This is a genomic window from Parvularcula oceani (assembly GCF_000733125.1).
In the GTDB taxonomy this organism is placed as follows: Bacteria; Pseudomonadota; Alphaproteobacteria; order Caulobacterales; family Parvularculaceae; genus Parvularcula; species Parvularcula oceani.
On record NZ_JPHU01000011.1, the window covers coordinates 1 to 15,383 of the forward strand.

The following is a 15,383-nucleotide window of genomic DNA, read 5'->3' on the forward strand; positions in this document are numbered from 1 at the left end:
ATGTCGGCCATATCGGAATCCTCGGCGTCGATAAGAAAGGCGAGGAGTTCTATCAGGTCACGCTCGGCGGCCGGGCGGACGAGGGCGCGGCCATCGGCGAGATCGTGGGGCGCGGCCTCGCGACGGATCAGGTGGTGGACGCTATCGAAACCGTGGTGAATACCTATCTCACGCTCCGCGAGGGACCTGAGGAGCGGTTCATCGACGCCTATGCGCGCCTCGGCGCCGAGCCCTTCAAGGAGGCGCTTTATGAAGCTGCTTAAGCTGACCGAAGACGGCTCCGTCCTCGAAGAGCTGAACGAGGGGCCGGGCCTCCTGCGCCTCGATAACGGCCACGACCTCATGGTCTCCGCGCCGGATCTCGACGGCATCGAGATCGTGCGGGTGGAGTTCCCCGAGTTCAAGCACGGCCAGGCCTTCACCCAGGCGCGCCTCCTGCGCGAGCGCTACGGCTTCAAGGGCGAGATCCGCGCGGGCGGCAAGCTGTTCCGCGATCAGGCCTGGCACGCCCGCCGCTGCGGCATCGACGCCTTCGAGGTGGAAGAGGATGCGGCGGAAGGGTTCCTCAAGAGCCTTTTGGCCTATCCCTACCATTATCAGCCCGCCGTGACGGGCGTTGCCGCCTGGAGGCTGCGGGCGTGAGCGGGACGCCGGTCATCGACCTGAAGGCCGAGGGGCCGAAGGCGCATGCCGCGCGCCTCGCCGCCGATCATTCGGCGAGCGAGGCGACGGAGATCCTGCGCACCGCGGTCGAGGAGTTCGGCGACAGCCTCGCCCTCGTCTCCTCCTTCGGCGCGGAATCCGCCGTCCTCCTGCACATCGCCTCGCGCGTGGCGCCGGACCTGCCGGTCATCTTCCTCGAGACCGGCAAGCATTTCGCGCAGACCCTCAACTACCGGCGAAAGCTCGCCGCGAAGCTCGGCTTGACCAATGTGCAGGATATCCGCCCGGCGGCGGACGAGGTCGCGGCGGAAGACCCCGATGGCGATCTTTGGCGGCGCGATACCGATGCCTGCTGCACGCTGCGCAAGGTCCGTCCGCTGGACACGGCGCTCTCGGGCTATGGGGCGTGGGTGACGGGCCGCAAGCAGTTCCACGGCGGCGCGCGGGTGTCTCTTCCGGCCTTCGAGCACACGGGGTCGCACTACAAGGTGAACCCGCTCGTCCGCTGGAACCCGGACGACATCTCCGCCTATTTCGAGGCGAATGACCTGCCCCCGCACCCGCTGGTCGCGCAGGGCTTTCCCTCGATCGGCTGCTGGCCCTGCACCCATCCGGTGGGCGAGGGCGAGGATGCGCGCTCGGGCCGCTGGCGGGGCCAGGCCAAGACGGAATGCGGGATTCACGGCCGCGCCTGATCGTCCCTTCACGCGCTTCGTTGCGTTGCAGCGAGGCCGCGCCTACCTCTCCTCGCATGTCTCGACGCACTTCCAGCCCGTCCCGTGGTCCCTCGCAACGCCAGCTGCGCGCAGGCGAGCTCATCCGCCATGCCCTCGCCGAGATGCTGCAGCGCGACGAGGTGCATGATGCCGCGTTGCGGGGCCACACCGTCACGATTTCCGAAGTGAAGGCCGCGCCCGACCTGCGCAATGCCACCGTCTATTGCACGGCGCTCGGCGGGCAGGGCACGCAGGAGGCCGTCGCGGCGCTCAACAAGGCCGCGCCGCGGATCCAGAGCGTGCTCGGCAACAAGATCTCGACCAAGTTCACGCCGCGCCTCACCTTCAAGGCCGATACGAGCTTCGACGAGGCGCAGAAGATCGAGACGCTGCTCGCCGAGCAGCCGGAGACGGATCTGGGCGACTGATCCCCTTCGTCACGAATGCGCGTTCCCTGCACAAAGGTTAATTAACTCTTTGACAGCCGGCCTCCCGATCTGGGACAATGCAGGGGAGCTCCTCGGGAGGAGAGTCCATGCTGTTCCGCAGGTGGAAGAAAAAGACCGCGTCCGATCGGCCCGCACCGGAAACGCCCGCTTCTGCGGAGGCTTCCCACGACGACGCCTTGCATGGCGCGCTTCTCGAAGCCGCAGCGCAGTTCCGCGAAGGCCGGACCCTGTCTCCCGCGGCGCCGGCACCGATGCCCGAAGCCGCCGATATCCGGCTTTTCCCCGGCTTCGAGCGCGAGGATTTCGAGGTCGGTTTCGCCACCGACGGGGTTCCGGCTCTCCTCATGCGCTGGCGTGATGGCGGCGAGTGGTTCGCGCTTCCGCCCATGTTCAACCTGGCCGTCCTGACGGCCATCAGGGAGCGGCACAGGCCCACCGATCTTCTCGTCCTGCTGCGAAGCCAGGGCTATGACGTGCCCGCCGCGGCTGAGCGGCTGAGCGCCTGAGGCGAAAGAGCATTCGCCACGCGTTGACCCGCCTGCGCGGGCCGTCTACTCCGCCGCCCCGCTTTCATCGGAGGTATGCGTGGGACGCCGCAAGAAAGGCCGGAAGCTCTCGGGCTGGCTCGTGCTCGACAAGCCCTATGATTTTGGCTCGACCGAGGCCGTCTCCCGCTTGCGCTGGTTCGCGGGCGCGCAGAAGGCGGGGCATGCCGGAACGCTCGACCCGCTGGCGACCGGCATCCTGCCCATCGCGTTCGGCGAAGCGACCAAGACCGTTCCTTACGTTCAGGACGGCCGCAAGGCCTATCGCTTCACCGCCCGCTGGGGGATCGCAACGACGACGGACGATACCGAGGGCGATATCACGCGCCGTTCGGATGTGCGCCCGGACCGGGCCGGGATCGAGGCTGTCCTGCCCGAGTTCACCGGCACCGTTTCGCAGCGCCCGCCCGCTTTCTCGGCGATCAAGGTGGATGGCGAACGCGCCTATGACCTCGCGCGCGACGGCGAGAAGGTCGTGCTCGAGGCGAGGGACATCGAGGTCGACCGGCTGACATTGCTCGAAGCGGGCGAGGACGAGGCCGTCTTCGAGGCGGTGACGGGCAAGGGCACCTATGTCAGGGCGCTGGTGCGCGACATCGCAGAGCGGCTCGGCACGTGCGGCCATGTCACGGCGCTGCGCCGGACGGCTGTCGGTCCGTTCACGGAAGACGATGCGGTGACGATGGAGGAGGCGACCGGGCACCCCGCCAGCATCAAGCTTGCGCCCGAAGACCGGGACGAGGCCCGGATCGACAGCGTGCTGATCGGAACGGGGGAGGGGCTGCGCGAACATCCGCAGGCCCCCATAACGCCTCAGGACGCGTTCCGGATGCGACACGGGCAGGATGCCGTCCTGCCGCCGGTCCAGGCCAAGGCTGTGCGCGGCGAGCAGAGCGGCGATATCGAGCCGGTTCTCGCGACGCTGGATGGCGAGCCGGTGGCGATCTGCAGGCTCGAAGGCCTGCGCCTCCAGCCGATCAAGGTCTTTCAGCTGGAGGCGTGAGAGAAGGCGGCGTCAGTTCTTGACGTCGCCGGAGCTTTTGACGCCTTCGCCGATGCCTTGTTCGCTGTCGGCCTTGTCGGCGGACTCCTTCATGGAGTCGCGCTTGGCTTTCTCGGCATCGATCTGGTCGCGCGAGCGGTCGTCCGTCGCTTCCTCGCGCAGGCGGTCGAGGGATGAATCGTCGGTACGGCGAATATTGCCCATGATATGTCTCCTTGCATCGATAGGGTGTGGGGGAAGCGCCGATCAGCGGTCGACGAATTTGACGAAGCGGCTGGTGCCGCCATCCTTGGTGTCGTCCTGAAGCAGCGCCGCGAGCTTGTTTTTTTCGAAGATGTCGAAGAAGCGATCCCACTCGATCGTCTCGAGGCTGTCCTCTTCGTCGCGGAAGCAGATGCGCAGCAGGGCGCCGGAGCGGTCGCTGTCCAGCGTGTCGGCGACCGCGGCGGGCGCGCCGTCCCGCTCCTCGGCCCATTTGCGGATCTCGTCATGATCGGTCGTCTTGTGCGCCTCTGACATGAGCGGTCTCCTCTTCGGTCCTGTCAGCGCCAACACTCTCCCATGGGCGCGCGTTCCCGGGCGGCGGGCTTGGAATGTCGGGGCGCTTTGGGCAGTCTTGCGGAACAGACGATCAAAGGGGCACTTCATGCGCTTGAACTGGAGACTGGCCGCGGCGACGGCACTCGCCGCGGGGCTGATGGCCTGCGGCGAGGACGAGGAGGCGCGCATTGCCGGTCTTCCCGATTCCGATCCCTTCGCATCGACCTATGAGCCCTATCCTTCTGGAACCTACACGCTGAGGGGCGCCACCGTGCTGACCGGCACGGGCGGGAAGATCGAGGATGCCGCCATCACCGTGACCGGCGGCCGCATCGCCCGCATCGGCCCTGCCGACGAGGTCCGGCCGATCGAGGGGGCGGAGGTGATCGATGTCTCCGGCAAGACGATCACGCCCGGCATCATCGACATCCACAGCCATCTCGGCGTCTATCCGAGCCCCGGCTTCGCCAGCATGTCCGACGGCAACGAATCGACCGCCCCGAACACGGCGGGCGTCTGGGCCGAGCACTCGGTCTGGCCGCAGGATCCGGGCTTCACCCGCGCGCTCGCGGGCGGCGTCACCGCGCTCCAGATCCTGCCGGGATCGGCCAACCTCTTCGGCGGGCGCTCGGTCACGCTCAAGAACGTGCCCGCCCGCACCGTGCAGGACATGAAGTTTCCCGGCGCGCCTTACGGCATGAAGATGGCCTGCGGCGAGAACCCCAAGCGCGTCTATGGCGACCAGGGCGGCCCCTCGACCCGCATGGGCAATTTCCGCGGCTATCGCGAAGGCTGGATCGGGGCGCAGGAATACGCTGACGACTGGAAGGAGTACGCGCGCAAGAGGGAGGCGGGCGAACCCGCCGAGCCGCCCACGCGCGACCTCGCCAAGGAGACGCTCGCCGCCGCGCTCGACGGCGAGATCCTCGTGCACATGCACTGCTATCGCGGCGACGAGATGGCGCAGGTCCTCGATATGGCCGAGGAGTTCGGCTATGAGGTGACGGCCTTCCACCACGGCATCGAGGCCTACAAGGTCGCCGATATCCTCGCCGAAAACGATGTCTGCGCCGCCGTCTGGTCGGACTGGTGGGGCTTCAAGCTCGAAGCCTATGACGCGGTGCCGGCCAATGCCGCGCTCGTCGCCGCGCAGCCCGGCGGCTGCGCCATCATCCATTCGGACAGCGCGCTCGGCATCCAGCGCCTGAACCAGGAAGCCGCCAAGGCGATGCGCGACGGCCGTGCGATCGGCCTCGATATCCGGCCCGAACAGGCGATCACCTGGATCACCGCGAACCCCGCCAAGGCGATGGGTATCTTGGATCAGACGGGCACGGTGGAAACGGGCAAGATGGCCGACCTCGTGGTGTGGGACGGCGATCCGTTCTCGGTCTATTCGAAGGCGGAGCGCGTCTATATCGACGGTGCGCTGCTCTATGACGCCGAAGACCCCGCCCTCAGCCCCCGCACGGATTTCGAGATCGCGCAGCAGGACAACACCCTGCTCGGCGGCGCCGGCCAGTAAGGAGACCGGAATGAAAAGAACGCTTCTCGCCGCCGCCGCGTCCTGCGCGGCCCTGTCTGTCGCAACCCTGTCCTCCGCGGCCCTCGCGCAGACCTATGCCGTGACCAATGCGCGCCTCCTCGTCACCGGGGAGGCGGACGATCCCGGCATGATCCGGGGCGGAACGGTCGTGATCGAGGACGGCGTCATCACCGCCATCGGCAGGGATGTGCGCGTGCCATCATCCGCCGAAATCATCGATGCCGAGGGACGGGCCGTGACCCCTGGCCTCTTCGCCGCGCTGTCCGGTGTCGGCCTCGAGGAAATCGGCCTCAACCGGGAAGGCAATGACCGCTCCGCGCGCGGCGAGGGGGCGCTCTCCGCCTCGCTCGATGCGGCCGACGGCTTCTATGCCGACAGCAGCGTCATCCCCGTCAGCCGCGCAGGCGGCGTCACCCGCGCCTATGTCGCGCCCGATCCCGGCAGCGACCTCTTCGGCGGCTGCGGCATGGTGGTGGACCTGTCGGGCGCGGGCGATCCGATCACCGAGCGCTGCCTCGCCCAGACCGTCTCGCTCGGCTATTCGGGCGCGAGCCGCGCCGGGGACAGCCGGCCCGCCGCGATGGCGCGGCTGCGCCGCGCCCTCGAAGATGCGGCTCTTTATGCGGAGGATCCGGAGCGTTACCGCGAGACCTATGAGGAGGGCCGCCTGCCGCTGACCGATGCGCGCGCGCTCGCGCCGGTCCTGACCGGAGAGCAGAAGCTTCTGGCCGAGGTGCATGGCGCGTCGGATATCCGCCGCGTGCTCGACCTCGCCCGGCGCTACGACATCGACCTCGTCCTGTTCGGCGCGACGGAAGCCTATCGCGTCGCAGGCCGCATCGCCGAGCAGGACGTGCCGGTCATCCTCTTCCCGCTGGCGAACCTTCCTGACCGCTTCGAGCAGCTCGGCGCGACGCTGAACGCCGCGGCGGCGCTCGAAGAGGCGGGCGTGACGGTGGCGTTCTACGACAATGATATCGGCTATACGCACAATGTCCGCGCACTGCCGCAGCTTGCCGGCAATGCCGTGGCGAACGGCATGAGCTACGGGGCCGCGCTCTCGGCGATCACCGCCAACCCCGCGATCATCTGGGGACTGAGCGATGAGCTCGGGACGCTCGCGGCGGGCAAGAAAGCCGATCTCGTGATCTGGAGCGGCGACCCGCTGGAGCTGATGAGCGCGCCCGAAGCGGTCTTCATCGACGGCGAGCGCGCCTCGCTCGAGAACCGCCAGACCGCGCTGACCCGGCGCTATCGCGACCTTCAGCGCGGCGACAAGCCCTTCGCCTATAGAGGGGACTGAGCCTCTGGCGGGGAGAGCGTCAGCTCTCCTCGCCGAACCGCCCGGCCACGAGCGCGCTGAGGGCCTCGACGGCCTCCTCGGCCTCATCCCCATTGGCGCGGATCGTCACCTCCGACCCGGCGCCCGCGCCCAGCATCAAAAGCGCCATCAGGGAGCACCCGCCGACGGTGACGCCGTCCTTGGTGACGGTGACCTCGGCCTGAAAGCCGCTGGCAATTTCGCAGAACCTTGCCGAGGCCCGCGCATGCAGTCCGCGGCGATTGCGCACGGCCACCGTCGCGCAGGCGCGGTTCATGCGCTTTCCTGCTGTCCCGAGAGCACCCATGAGGCGACGTTGATGTATTTCCGGCCCGCTTCATGGGCGGCGGCGGCGGCAGCCTTGACGTCCGCGCCCTTGCGGAAGCTCTCCGGGGCCACCTTGATCAGCATGGGCAGGTTGACGCCCGCGATGACTTCGGAGCGCGCCTGATCCATCACGTTGATGGCGAGGTTCGAGGGCGTACCGCCGAACATGTCGGTCAGGATCACCGCCCCCGCATCGCCGCCCGCCCTGCGGGCCGCCTCGAGGATATCGGCCCGGCGCTGCTCCATGTCGTCATCGGGTCCGATGCAGACGCTTTCCAGTCCGGGCTGGCGCCCGACGACATGTTCCGCGGCGGCAATCAGTTCGCGTGCGAGATTGCCATGGCTGACAACGACGATTCCGATCATGGGCGCTCCGGGATGACAGGCACGGCATCGTGCCCCGCGGTTCGTGAATGTCCAGACGTAACCGACCGCAAAAACAAGACCAGTCCGGCCGCGCTCCCGCGAGTTTTATACAGCGGCACGCGAGGACCCGAGGGGCCGAGGGGTGCCCAGCTCTGCTCCGGCGGCAGTCTTTCGGCCTCGGGGGCGAGCGCGGCCGCGGCCTTTACGCTCATGGGCGGCGCATGGCCGGTGCGGGCGAGGCCGGTGCCGAAGACCTCGATCGTGCCGGAGGTGCTGGGCGGGGCCGAGGCGACGAGCCTGCCTTCGCGCGAGTGGATCAGGACGGCGTCATCCGCCAGAAGCCGGCTCCGGCGGTGGGCGCAGCCCGCGATCAGCTCCGCTGCGAGGCGGGACTTGCCCGCCCCGGGCGGCCCCGTGAGGGCCAGCCCGAAGAGCGGTCCGTCCGCATCGAGCGCCAGCGCCACGACGCTCGCATGGACGATCAGGCCCGGCGCGTTCACGAACTCCGCCTCAGGGGCAGGAGCACGGTGAACATCGCGCCGATGCGCTGCGTGCCTTCGGCATTGTGCCGGTTCTCCGCCCAGATGCGGCCGCCATGGCTCTCGACGATCTGGCGGCAGATGGCGAGGCCGAGGCCCGAATTGTTGCCGAAATCGGCGCCTGCGGGACGCTCGGTGTAAAAGCGCTTGAAGACCGTTTCGAGATTGTCCTCGGGAATGCCTGGCCCGTCATCAGCCACCTGAACGCGCAGGACGGGACCCTCGGCGGCGCGATCCACGCCGAGCGTGACGCGGACGACGCCGCCTTGCGGGCTGAAGCTCAGCGCGTTGTCGATGAGGTTCCGGAACACCTGTCCCAGGGCGGACGGGCTGCCGAAGACGTAGAGAGGCTGGGTCCCGGCGCGGCCCAGAAGGCGGACGCTGGGCGAGCCGGGCTTCGCGGTGGCGCCGTAGAGGTCGACGATGTCGCGCAGCAGCTTGAAGGCATCGACGACCTCCCGCGTCTCCCGCGCGAGTTCGGCATCGAGGCGGGAGGCGTTGGAGATGTCGGTGATCAGGCGGTCCATGCGGGCGACGTCCTGCTTGACGACGCCGAGCAGGCGCTGGCGCTGCGCATCGGTCTTGGCCACGTCGAGCGTCTCGATCGCGGAGCGGATGGAGGTCAGCGGGTTCTTGAGCTCGTGGCTCACATCGGCGGCGAAATGATCGATGGTCTCGATCCGGTCATAGATCGCCTGCGTCATGGAGCGCAGCGAGGTCGCAAGTTCCCCGATCTCGTCCTTGCGCCGCGCGAAGTCCGGAATCCGCACGCGGCCTGCGACCGCGATGCCTTCCCGCACCTTGTCCGCAGCGCTGGCGAGCCGCCGGATCGGCCGGGCGATGGCCGCGGTCAGAAAGGCCGAGGACAGCAGCGAGGCGAGAAGCGCGAGCGCGAAAAACGGCAGGACGTCCTCGCGCGCCTGGCGGATCAGGTCCTCGATGCCGCCGATTTCGGCGGTGACCACGCCATAGACCGCCTGCACCCGCCGGATCGGAACCGAGACCGAGGCGACGATCTCGCCCTCCTCGTTGTAGCGGACCGATGCGGCGCCGGGCTGGTCGGCCGCGCCGGATGACAGGAAGGCGCGGCTGAGTTCGTCCTCCAGCGTCCTGCGGCGCGCCTCGTCGCGGAAACCCGGCTCGAGGACATGCTCGAGCAGCAGATTGCGCGCCCGGCCGAGTGCCCGCTCGATCAGCCCCTCGCGCTCCGCCTCGCCGATATCGGGCAGTTCCTCGACCGCGAAGGCATCGGCGCGCAGGACCTGGTCCTCGAGAAGGAGGGCGGAGGCGTCGGCAATGGGGCCGCCGTCATAGCCCTGCGGCGTCTCGAATACGCGCACACGCCCTTCGAAGCCGTCCCAGACTCTCGTGAAGACCGTGCTGACCGCCGCCTCGTCGAGATCGACATCGCAAGAGGCGGCTTCCCCGCCGGTGACGAGGTCGCAGGCCGCATCCTCCGCCGCGACGGCGGCCATCACGTCGGCCAGGACCTCGGCCTGCGCCCGCACGCCTTCGAGCTTCGCCGCGATCAGCCCGTCGCGGTACTGGTTGAGGCCGATCGAGCCCAGGAGCAGGATGAGGAGGCCGACGAGATTGGCGGCCAGGATCGTGACGGCCAGGCGCGAAACGGGCAGGCGCCCTTCAGCGTTCCGGAGGCGAAACAGACCTCTCTGCCTCTCCTGCCGCCGCCTCGCGGCGCGCGCGGCGGGCCTGCGGCGCGGGCGGGCGGAGCGTCCCTTCGCCCTGGCGGCGCGGAGGACGGGCGCTTCCGCCTCAGCCCTCCTTGTATTTGTATCCGACACCGTAGAGCGTTTCGATCTGGTCGAATTCCTTGTCGCCGACCCGGAACTTCTTCCGGATGCGCTTGATGTGGCTGTCGATCGTGCGGTCGTCGACATAGACCTGATCATCATAGGCCGCGTCCATCAGCGCATCGCGCGACTTCACGAAGCCGGGGCGGCTGGCGAGCGATTGCAGGATCAGGAACTCGGTGACGGTCAGGGTGACGTTCTGCCCCTTCCAGGTGCAGGCATGGCGCAGCGGGTCGAGCGTCAGCTCGCCGCGGCGGATGACCTGGCCCGCCTCGTCCGCCGTGTCCGCGGGCGCGGAGGCCGCGCGGCGCAGGACCGCCTTCACCCGCTCGAGCAGCAGGCGCTGGCTGAAGGGCTTCTTGACGTAATCATCCGCACCGAGCGTCAGGCCCAGCACCTCGTCGATCTCCTCGTCCTTGGAGGTGAGGAAGATCAGCGGCACCTGGCTCTGCTGGCGCAGCTTTCGCAGCATCTCCATGCCGTCCATGCGCGGCATCTTGATGTCGGAGACGACGAGGTCGGGCGCGCTGCTGAGAATCCCGTCCAGCGCCTGCGCGCCGTCTTCATAGGGAATGACCTCGTGCCCTTCGGACTCGAGCGCGATCGACACCGAGGTCAGAATGTTCTGGTCGTCGTCGACCAGGGCGATCTTCGCCATGTCACTTCCTCCGGACGCCCCCGCGGCCCCGGCATGCCGGGCAATGGTGAGCATCTCGGTTAGCGCGCCGAAGCCATTTTAGGCAATCTCGAAGCGAAGCTTCGTTTGGGCGCCTGCGTCAGGCGGTGCCTCGCGCAGGTCCGGCAGGCGCCGCTCGGGCATGTAAGGGGCGAGGAACCCACGGGTTTCCGCGCTGCAGGACAGGCGGCCGAAGACCTGGAAGAAGCGCAGGCTGGGATGCGCATTGCCTTCGATCACGACCGGGCCCTCGGGCGTGACGGCGATGTCCCAGCCGATATAGCGAAGCTCGGGCAGGAGGCGGCCAAGGGTGAGGGCGAGGTCGCAGAGCGCGGGCCAGTGGTCGATCCGGCGCCCGCCGATCGCGACGCCGGTCTCAGGATGGGCGTCGCGCCAGACTAGGGCATCGTTCGGGTCGAGAGAGAAGGCCCGCCCGAGAATGCCGCTGCCAAGGTCGATCTCCGCCACCGTGCCCCCGGCGCTGAAATTGTCGACGCCCTCGCCCCCGCTCGCCCCGAACCTGTGCGCGGCGGCCACGATCTCCGGCGCGCCGGGCGTGGGCGCGACCGTGAGGATCCGGATCGTGTTGAGCGCACCGGGAAAGACCTGCTGGGCGTAGGGCGCCTGCTGCACGAAGCGGGTGGCGATCCAGCCATCCGGCGGCAGGGCCTCTTCGACCGAACGGGCGGTGAGGAAGCGGATGCCCTGACCCTTGCGTCCCTGCCGGGCCTTCTGGACGATGCGCCCGTCCGCCTCGAGGAAGGCGGCCAGCGCCGCCTCGCCGCCGGGCAGGAAGGCGGGGCCGGACGGCGTGCCGAAGGCATAGGTTTCTGGATGCGGCTGGCCGAGGCTGCGCATGACGTGGGCGAAGAGCAGCTTGTCGCCGACGATCACCCGCTCCGGGCCATTGATGCGGCGCAGGCCATGCTCGCGGTCGAAGGTCGTCACGAGGCCGCCGGGCCCCGTGCCCGCCTGCCGGTACCATGCCGCCTCCAGCGGATCGAAGCCCGCCGCCATGTCTCTCAGCGCCCGCACCGTGCCGGTCTGCGGGTGGCCCTTCGTGCGGCGCCAGTGGGAATGGGCGTAGCGGGCCCGGGCGCGGGCCAGCCGCAAAGCGTCTCTCATGGAAGAGGGCGCCTCAACCGGCGGCCTGGTCGATGAGGCGCGCCAGAGCCACGTCCCGCTCGCTCAGCCCGCCGGCATCATGCGTGGTCAGCGTGATCTCGACCCTGTTGTAGACGTTGAACCATTCGGGGTGGTGGTCGGCCTTGTCGGCGTGGATGGCGATCCGCGTCATGAAGGCGAAGGCCTCGGCGAAATCGGAAAAGCGGAACTCGGCGCGGGCGGCGTCCCGCCCCTCGACCGGCGACCAGGCGGGATGCTCGGCGAAGAATGTCTTCCGTTCCGCATCCGAAAGCGTTTCTACCATGTCAGCTCCTCCGCCCATTCGGGCACGATCTGCGCGGCCTTGCCATACCGCGTGTCATCGAAAAGGCCAGCGTTCTCGGACGGTTCCAGATTCAGCTCCAAGCAGCGTGTTCCGCCCGCCCGCGCCGCCGCGACCAACCCTGCCGCCGGATAGACCGAGCCGGACGTCCCGATCGAGACGAAGAGATCGGCCTCGTCCAGCGCCGCCTCCGCCTCGTCCAGGTGGCGCGGCATCTCGCCGAACCAGACAACGTAGGGCTGCATTCCGCCGGCCTTGCCGCAGCCGGGGCAGGGGGTCTCCACCGACAGGTCCTGGCGCCACTCATGGACGGCGCCGCAGGCCGTGCAGGACGCCCTGTCGAGGCTGCCATGGATCGGCAGGACCTCCCGGCTGCCCGCGCGCTGGTGCAGGTCGTCGACATTCTGGGTGACGAGGGTGAGGCGCCCGCCATCCTTTTCGAGCCGCCGCTCGAGATCCGCGAGCGCGCGATGGGCGGCATTAGGCCGGACCTCCGGCAGGGCGGCTCGTCGGCCATTATAGAAGCCGTGCACCTTGCCCGGGTCGGCCGCGAAGCCTTCGGGCGTCGCCACTTCGCGCCAGTCATGGCGCTCCCACAGCCCGCCTTGCGTGCGGAACGTGTCGACGCCGCTATCGGCGCTGATTCCGGCGCCTGTCAGGACGAGGATGCGGGGCGCTGCCATGATGCGGAGGCTAGAGCGGCGGCGAAGCCGGGCAAGGCGCGACGCGCAATCCGGGTTCGGCCTTGAACAAGCTCCCGCCATAGGAGAAGTTGGCCGCAACGGGCGGGCGTTGTCCCGCGCCATGCTTCCTGGGCGGGACATGAATCGACTCTGGCTGATCAGGCTCTCCGCACTGGCGGCGGCCACAATGGCGACGGGCCTTCTGGGCGGAACGGCATCGGCCGAATACAGCTTCTGCAACAAGTCGAGCTACGCGCTCTCCGCCGCGCTCGGCTATGTCGACGAGGGCCGCCTGATCACGCGCGGATGGTGGCGCCTGCGCGCGGGCGAATGCAAGCGCGTGATGACCGAGCCCGTCCGTCCGGGACGTTATTTCGTCTATGCCGAGGCCATTCCCGGCCATAAGGGGCCCTTGCGCACCTGGTCGGGCGACACGCCGCTCTGCGTGCAGAACGACAGCCTCTTCACCCTGCGCGATCAGGATGTCTGTTCGGATGATCCGCGCCGCCAGCGCGACTTCTTCGCGGTCGACGTGGCAGAGGCCGACAGCGACGGCAGCTGGACGACCGAGTTTTCGGACGAGAACAACTTCACCATCTTCTCGGCCGAGGTGGCGGGGGTTCAGCGCCTCCTGCAGGATGTCGGCCAGGATGCCGGCGCGATCGACGGCTATCTTGGCCGGGGCACGCGCGCGGCGCTCAGCGCCTATCGCGAGAAGAAGGGGCTTGGCAGCTCGAACCTCGTCAACGACACGGTGATCGACGCGCTGATCGCCGACGCCAATGGCCGCGACGCACAGCTGGGCTTCTTCTTCTGCAACGAGACTCTGCTGCCGGTCTGGGCCGCCTTCGCGCAGCCGCTCGACGAAGAGACCGGATACCGCTCCTCGGGCTGGTGGCGCCTGGACAGCCAGCAATGCGCCAAGGTGCGCAGGGGCGCGCTGACCGACGATGCCTATTACGTCTACGGCGTCATGGAGGCGGAGGAGGCCTCGATCCCGCTGGCAGGCGGCGACACGGAATTCTGCGTGTCCGCCGTGCAGTTCGATGCGGGTTCGGACGTGGCCTGCGAGGAAGCGGGCTACGAGACCGCCAGCTTCCGCCGTATCGAGCCGGGGGGCGAGTCGGCCTGGACGTTCCAGTTCACACCCGAGCAGTTCAATCCGGAACTGGTGGGGCGGTGATGCCGCACGGCGATTTTCACGGAGTCGAATCCTGGGTCTTCGACCTCGACAACACGCTCTATCCCGCTCACTGCAACCTGTTCGCCCAGATCGATGCGCGGATGACGAGCTTCATCGCCGAGCGGCTCGCCCTGCCGCATGACAGGGCGCGGTTCCTCCAGAAGGACTATTACGCCCGCTACGGCACGACCCTGTCCGGCCTGATGCAGGAGCACGATGTCTGCCCGCGCGCCTTCATGGACCATGTCCACGACATCGATCTCGCGCCCGTCGAGTCCAATTCCCGCCTTCGGGCGGCCATGGCGGCGCTGCCGGGCCGCCGCTACGTCTTCACCAATGGCTCGCTCCGCCATGCCGAGAACGTGGCGCGCAAGATCGGCGTCTGGGACCTCTTCGACGGCGCCTTCGACGTGGAGATGGGCGGCTACACGCCGAAGCCGCATCAGGGGCCCTACGTCCTCTTCCTCTCTCATTTCGGGATCGCGCCTGAGCGCGCTGCGATGTTCGAGGACATGGCCGACAATCTCGAAGTGCCCCATGCGCTCGGCATGCGCACGATCCTGATCCAGTCCGATGCCGCCTGGTGCGACGACGAGCCTTCGCACAAGCGCCCCTCCCGCCCCGGAGAGCGGCACGGCCATGTCCACCACGTGACTTCGGACTTGACGGATTTCCTCGAAAGCCTGACGAGCGCCGCCCGCCAGGGAGCTACGGGATGAAACTGGAAGACGCCAAACCGCTCATCGAATCGGCCTGGGATGCCCGCGACGCGCTGGATGAACGCGACGACAAGGCTGACGTCATCGCCGCGGTGAACGGAGCGATCGACGCGCTTGACAATGGGCGCGCGCGCGTCGCCGAACCCGGTGCGGATGGCTGGACCGTTCATCAATGGCTCAAGAAGGCGGTGCTCCTGTCCTTCCGGCTGACGCCGAACGGCCTCATCCCCGGCGGCCCCGGCGATGGCGCCTGGTTCGACAAGGTCCCCTCCAAGTTCGAGGGCTGGGGAGAGGCCGAATATCGCGGCGCCGGCTTCCGCGCGGTCCCGCCCTGCGCGGTGCGCCGCGGCTCCTATGTCGCGCCCGGTGCGGTTCTCATGCCGTCCTATGTCAATATCGGCGCCTATGTCGGCAAAGGCACCATGGTCGACACCTGGGCGACCATCGGCTCCTGCGCGCAGATCGGCGCGGATTGCCATATCTCGGGCGGTGTCGGAATCGGCGGCGTGCTCGAGCCGCTGCAGGCGAACCCGACCATCATCGAGGATGGCTGCTTCATCGGCGCCCGCTCCGAAGTGGCCGAGGGCGTCATCGTGCGCGAGGGCGCGGTCCTGGCCATGGGCGTCTTCCTCGGCGCCTCCACGAAGATCGTGAACCGCTCCACCGGCGAAGTGAGCTATGGCGAAGTCCCGCCGCGCGCCGTCGTGGTGCCGGGCACGCTGCCGGCCGGGAATGGCGGGCCGTCCCTCGCTTGCGCCGTGATCGTCAAGCAGGTCGACGAGCGGACGCGGGCGAAGACCTCGGTCAACGAGCTGCTGCGGGGCTGACCGGAGATTCTCTTCTCGTCAA

The 15,383-nt window shown here is 68.4% G+C and carries 20 protein-coding genes and 1 pseudogene; 11 read left to right on the forward strand and 10 right to left on the reverse strand.

Annotation, left to right across the window (positions count from 1 at the left end; all coding sequences use genetic code 11):
* The 6 genes and pseudogenes from IE88_RS16655 to truB all read left to right on the forward strand — a co-directional run.
* Nucleotides 1–263 (forward strand): annotated as a pseudogene (locus IE88_RS16655) (nitrite/sulfite reductase); the annotation flags it as partial.
* Nucleotides 250–642 carry a DUF934 domain-containing protein gene (locus tag IE88_RS0111650; RefSeq protein WP_051882034.1) on the forward strand — a complete coding sequence of 131 codons (393 nt, stop codon included), beginning with the start codon at nucleotides 250–252 and terminating at the stop codon, nucleotides 640–642. The pseudogene IE88_RS16655 and the gene IE88_RS0111650, both read left to right, overlap by 14 nt.
* On the forward strand, nucleotides 639–1,358 hold the full coding sequence (locus IE88_RS0111655) for a phosphoadenylyl-sulfate reductase (RefSeq protein WP_238319304.1): 720 nt from the start codon (nucleotides 639–641) through the stop codon (nucleotides 1,356–1,358). The genes IE88_RS0111650 and IE88_RS0111655 overlap by 4 nt, the downstream gene beginning before the upstream one ends.
* A gap of 56 nt (nucleotides 1,359–1,414) precedes the next feature.
* Nucleotides 1,415–1,807: a 30S ribosome-binding factor RbfA gene (gene rbfA / locus IE88_RS17890; protein ID WP_031554652.1), complete on the forward strand. Its 393-nt coding sequence runs from the start codon at nucleotides 1,415–1,417 to the stop codon at nucleotides 1,805–1,807.
* A gap of 107 nt (nucleotides 1,808–1,914) precedes the next feature.
* The gene (locus IE88_RS0111665) at nucleotides 1,915–2,334 is read left to right on the forward strand and encodes a hypothetical protein (RefSeq protein ID WP_031554654.1); all 420 of its coding nucleotides are present in this window, start codon (nucleotides 1,915–1,917) and stop codon (nucleotides 2,332–2,334) included.
* A gap of 79 nt (nucleotides 2,335–2,413) precedes the next feature.
* On the forward strand, nucleotides 2,414–3,376 hold the full coding sequence (gene truB / locus IE88_RS0111670; RefSeq protein ID WP_031554656.1) for a tRNA pseudouridine(55) synthase TruB: 963 nt from the start codon (nucleotides 2,414–2,416) through the stop codon (nucleotides 3,374–3,376).
* Between the two features lie 12 nt (nucleotides 3,377–3,388).
* Here the strand turns inward: truB and IE88_RS0111675 are convergent, their stop codons facing one another.
* Together IE88_RS0111675 and IE88_RS0111680 are read right to left on the reverse strand one after the other, a co-directional pair.
* Entirely contained in the window at nucleotides 3,389–3,580 is a 192-nt protein-coding gene (locus tag IE88_RS0111675; RefSeq protein ID WP_031554657.1) for a hypothetical protein, read from the reverse strand.
* 42 nt (nucleotides 3,581–3,622) lie between these two features.
* Nucleotides 3,623–3,895, reverse strand: a complete 273-nt coding sequence (locus IE88_RS0111680) for a hypothetical protein (protein ID WP_031554658.1) — start codon at nucleotides 3,893–3,895, stop codon at nucleotides 3,623–3,625.
* 127 nt (nucleotides 3,896–4,022) lie between these two features.
* Between IE88_RS0111680 and IE88_RS0111685 the strand changes: the two genes are divergently transcribed.
* Together IE88_RS0111685 and IE88_RS0111690 are read left to right on the forward strand one after the other, a co-directional pair.
* Nucleotides 4,023–5,441, forward strand: coding sequence for an amidohydrolase (locus IE88_RS0111685; protein ID WP_051882038.1), 1,419 nt, complete (start codon nucleotides 4,023–4,025; stop codon nucleotides 5,439–5,441).
* 10 nt (nucleotides 5,442–5,451) lie between these two features.
* Nucleotides 5,452–6,765 (forward strand): amidohydrolase family protein, encoded by a 1,314-nt coding sequence (locus tag IE88_RS0111690; protein WP_031554661.1) that lies wholly within the window; start codon nucleotides 5,452–5,454, stop codon nucleotides 6,763–6,765.
* Nucleotides 6,766–6,784: 19 nt separating this feature from the next.
* Here IE88_RS0111690 and IE88_RS0111695 read toward each other — a convergent pair whose 3' ends face one another.
* The 8 genes from IE88_RS0111695 to IE88_RS0111730 all read right to left on the reverse strand — a co-directional run bounded on the left by IE88_RS0111695 (nucleotide 6,785) and on the right by IE88_RS0111730 (nucleotide 12,632).
* On the reverse strand, nucleotides 6,785–7,060 hold the full coding sequence (locus IE88_RS0111695) for an HPr family phosphocarrier protein (RefSeq protein WP_031554663.1): 276 nt from the start codon (nucleotides 7,058–7,060) through the stop codon (nucleotides 6,785–6,787).
* The gene (locus IE88_RS0111700; RefSeq protein WP_031554665.1) at nucleotides 7,057–7,476 is read right to left on the reverse strand and encodes a PTS sugar transporter subunit IIA; all 420 of its coding nucleotides are present in this window, start codon (nucleotides 7,474–7,476) and stop codon (nucleotides 7,057–7,059) included. Before IE88_RS0111700 ends, IE88_RS0111695 begins: the two co-directional genes overlap by 4 nt.
* Nucleotides 7,473–7,976, reverse strand: coding sequence for an HPr kinase/phosphorylase (locus IE88_RS0111705; RefSeq protein ID WP_051882039.1), 504 nt, complete (start codon nucleotides 7,974–7,976; stop codon nucleotides 7,473–7,475). The genes IE88_RS0111700 and IE88_RS0111705 overlap by 4 nt, the downstream gene beginning before the upstream one ends.
* The gene (locus tag IE88_RS0111710; RefSeq protein WP_051882041.1) at nucleotides 7,973–9,817 is read right to left on the reverse strand and encodes a HAMP domain-containing histidine kinase; all 1,845 of its coding nucleotides are present in this window, start codon (nucleotides 9,815–9,817) and stop codon (nucleotides 7,973–7,975) included. Before IE88_RS0111710 ends, IE88_RS0111705 begins: the two co-directional genes overlap by 4 nt.
* Entirely contained in the window at nucleotides 9,789–10,484 is a 696-nt protein-coding gene (locus IE88_RS0111715; RefSeq protein WP_031554670.1) for a response regulator transcription factor, read from the reverse strand. The genes IE88_RS0111710 and IE88_RS0111715 overlap by 29 nt, the downstream gene beginning before the upstream one ends.
* A gap of 78 nt (nucleotides 10,485–10,562) precedes the next feature.
* Nucleotides 10,563–11,627: a sugar-transfer associated ATP-grasp domain-containing protein gene (locus IE88_RS17455; protein ID WP_081871638.1), complete on the reverse strand. Its 1,065-nt coding sequence runs from the start codon at nucleotides 11,625–11,627 to the stop codon at nucleotides 10,563–10,565.
* Between the two features lie 13 nt (nucleotides 11,628–11,640).
* The gene (locus IE88_RS0111725) at nucleotides 11,641–11,931 is read right to left on the reverse strand and encodes a 4a-hydroxytetrahydrobiopterin dehydratase (protein ID WP_031554675.1); all 291 of its coding nucleotides are present in this window, start codon (nucleotides 11,929–11,931) and stop codon (nucleotides 11,641–11,643) included.
* Nucleotides 11,925–12,632, reverse strand: a complete 708-nt coding sequence (locus IE88_RS0111730) for an NAD-dependent deacylase (protein WP_031554676.1) — start codon at nucleotides 12,630–12,632, stop codon at nucleotides 11,925–11,927. The genes IE88_RS0111725 and IE88_RS0111730 overlap by 7 nt, the downstream gene beginning before the upstream one ends.
* Before the next feature lie 139 nt (nucleotides 12,633–12,771).
* Between IE88_RS0111730 and IE88_RS0111735 the strand changes: the two genes are divergently transcribed.
* The 3 genes from IE88_RS0111735 to dapD are packed head-to-tail and all read left to right on the forward strand — an operon-like array spanning nucleotide 12,772 to nucleotide 15,361.
* On the forward strand, nucleotides 12,772–13,815 hold the full coding sequence (locus IE88_RS0111735; protein ID WP_162178343.1) for a DUF1036 domain-containing protein: 1,044 nt from the start codon (nucleotides 12,772–12,774) through the stop codon (nucleotides 13,813–13,815).
* Complete coding sequence (locus tag IE88_RS0111740) at nucleotides 13,815–14,534, forward strand: pyrimidine 5'-nucleotidase (protein WP_031554681.1); 720 nt, start codon at nucleotides 13,815–13,817, stop codon at nucleotides 14,532–14,534. Before IE88_RS0111735 ends, IE88_RS0111740 begins: the two co-directional genes overlap by 1 nt.
* On the forward strand, nucleotides 14,531–15,361 hold the full coding sequence (gene dapD / locus IE88_RS0111745; protein ID WP_031554683.1) for a 2,3,4,5-tetrahydropyridine-2,6-dicarboxylate N-succinyltransferase: 831 nt from the start codon (nucleotides 14,531–14,533) through the stop codon (nucleotides 15,359–15,361). The genes IE88_RS0111740 and dapD overlap by 4 nt, the downstream gene beginning before the upstream one ends.
* Nucleotides 15,362–15,383 lie beyond the last annotated feature (22 nt).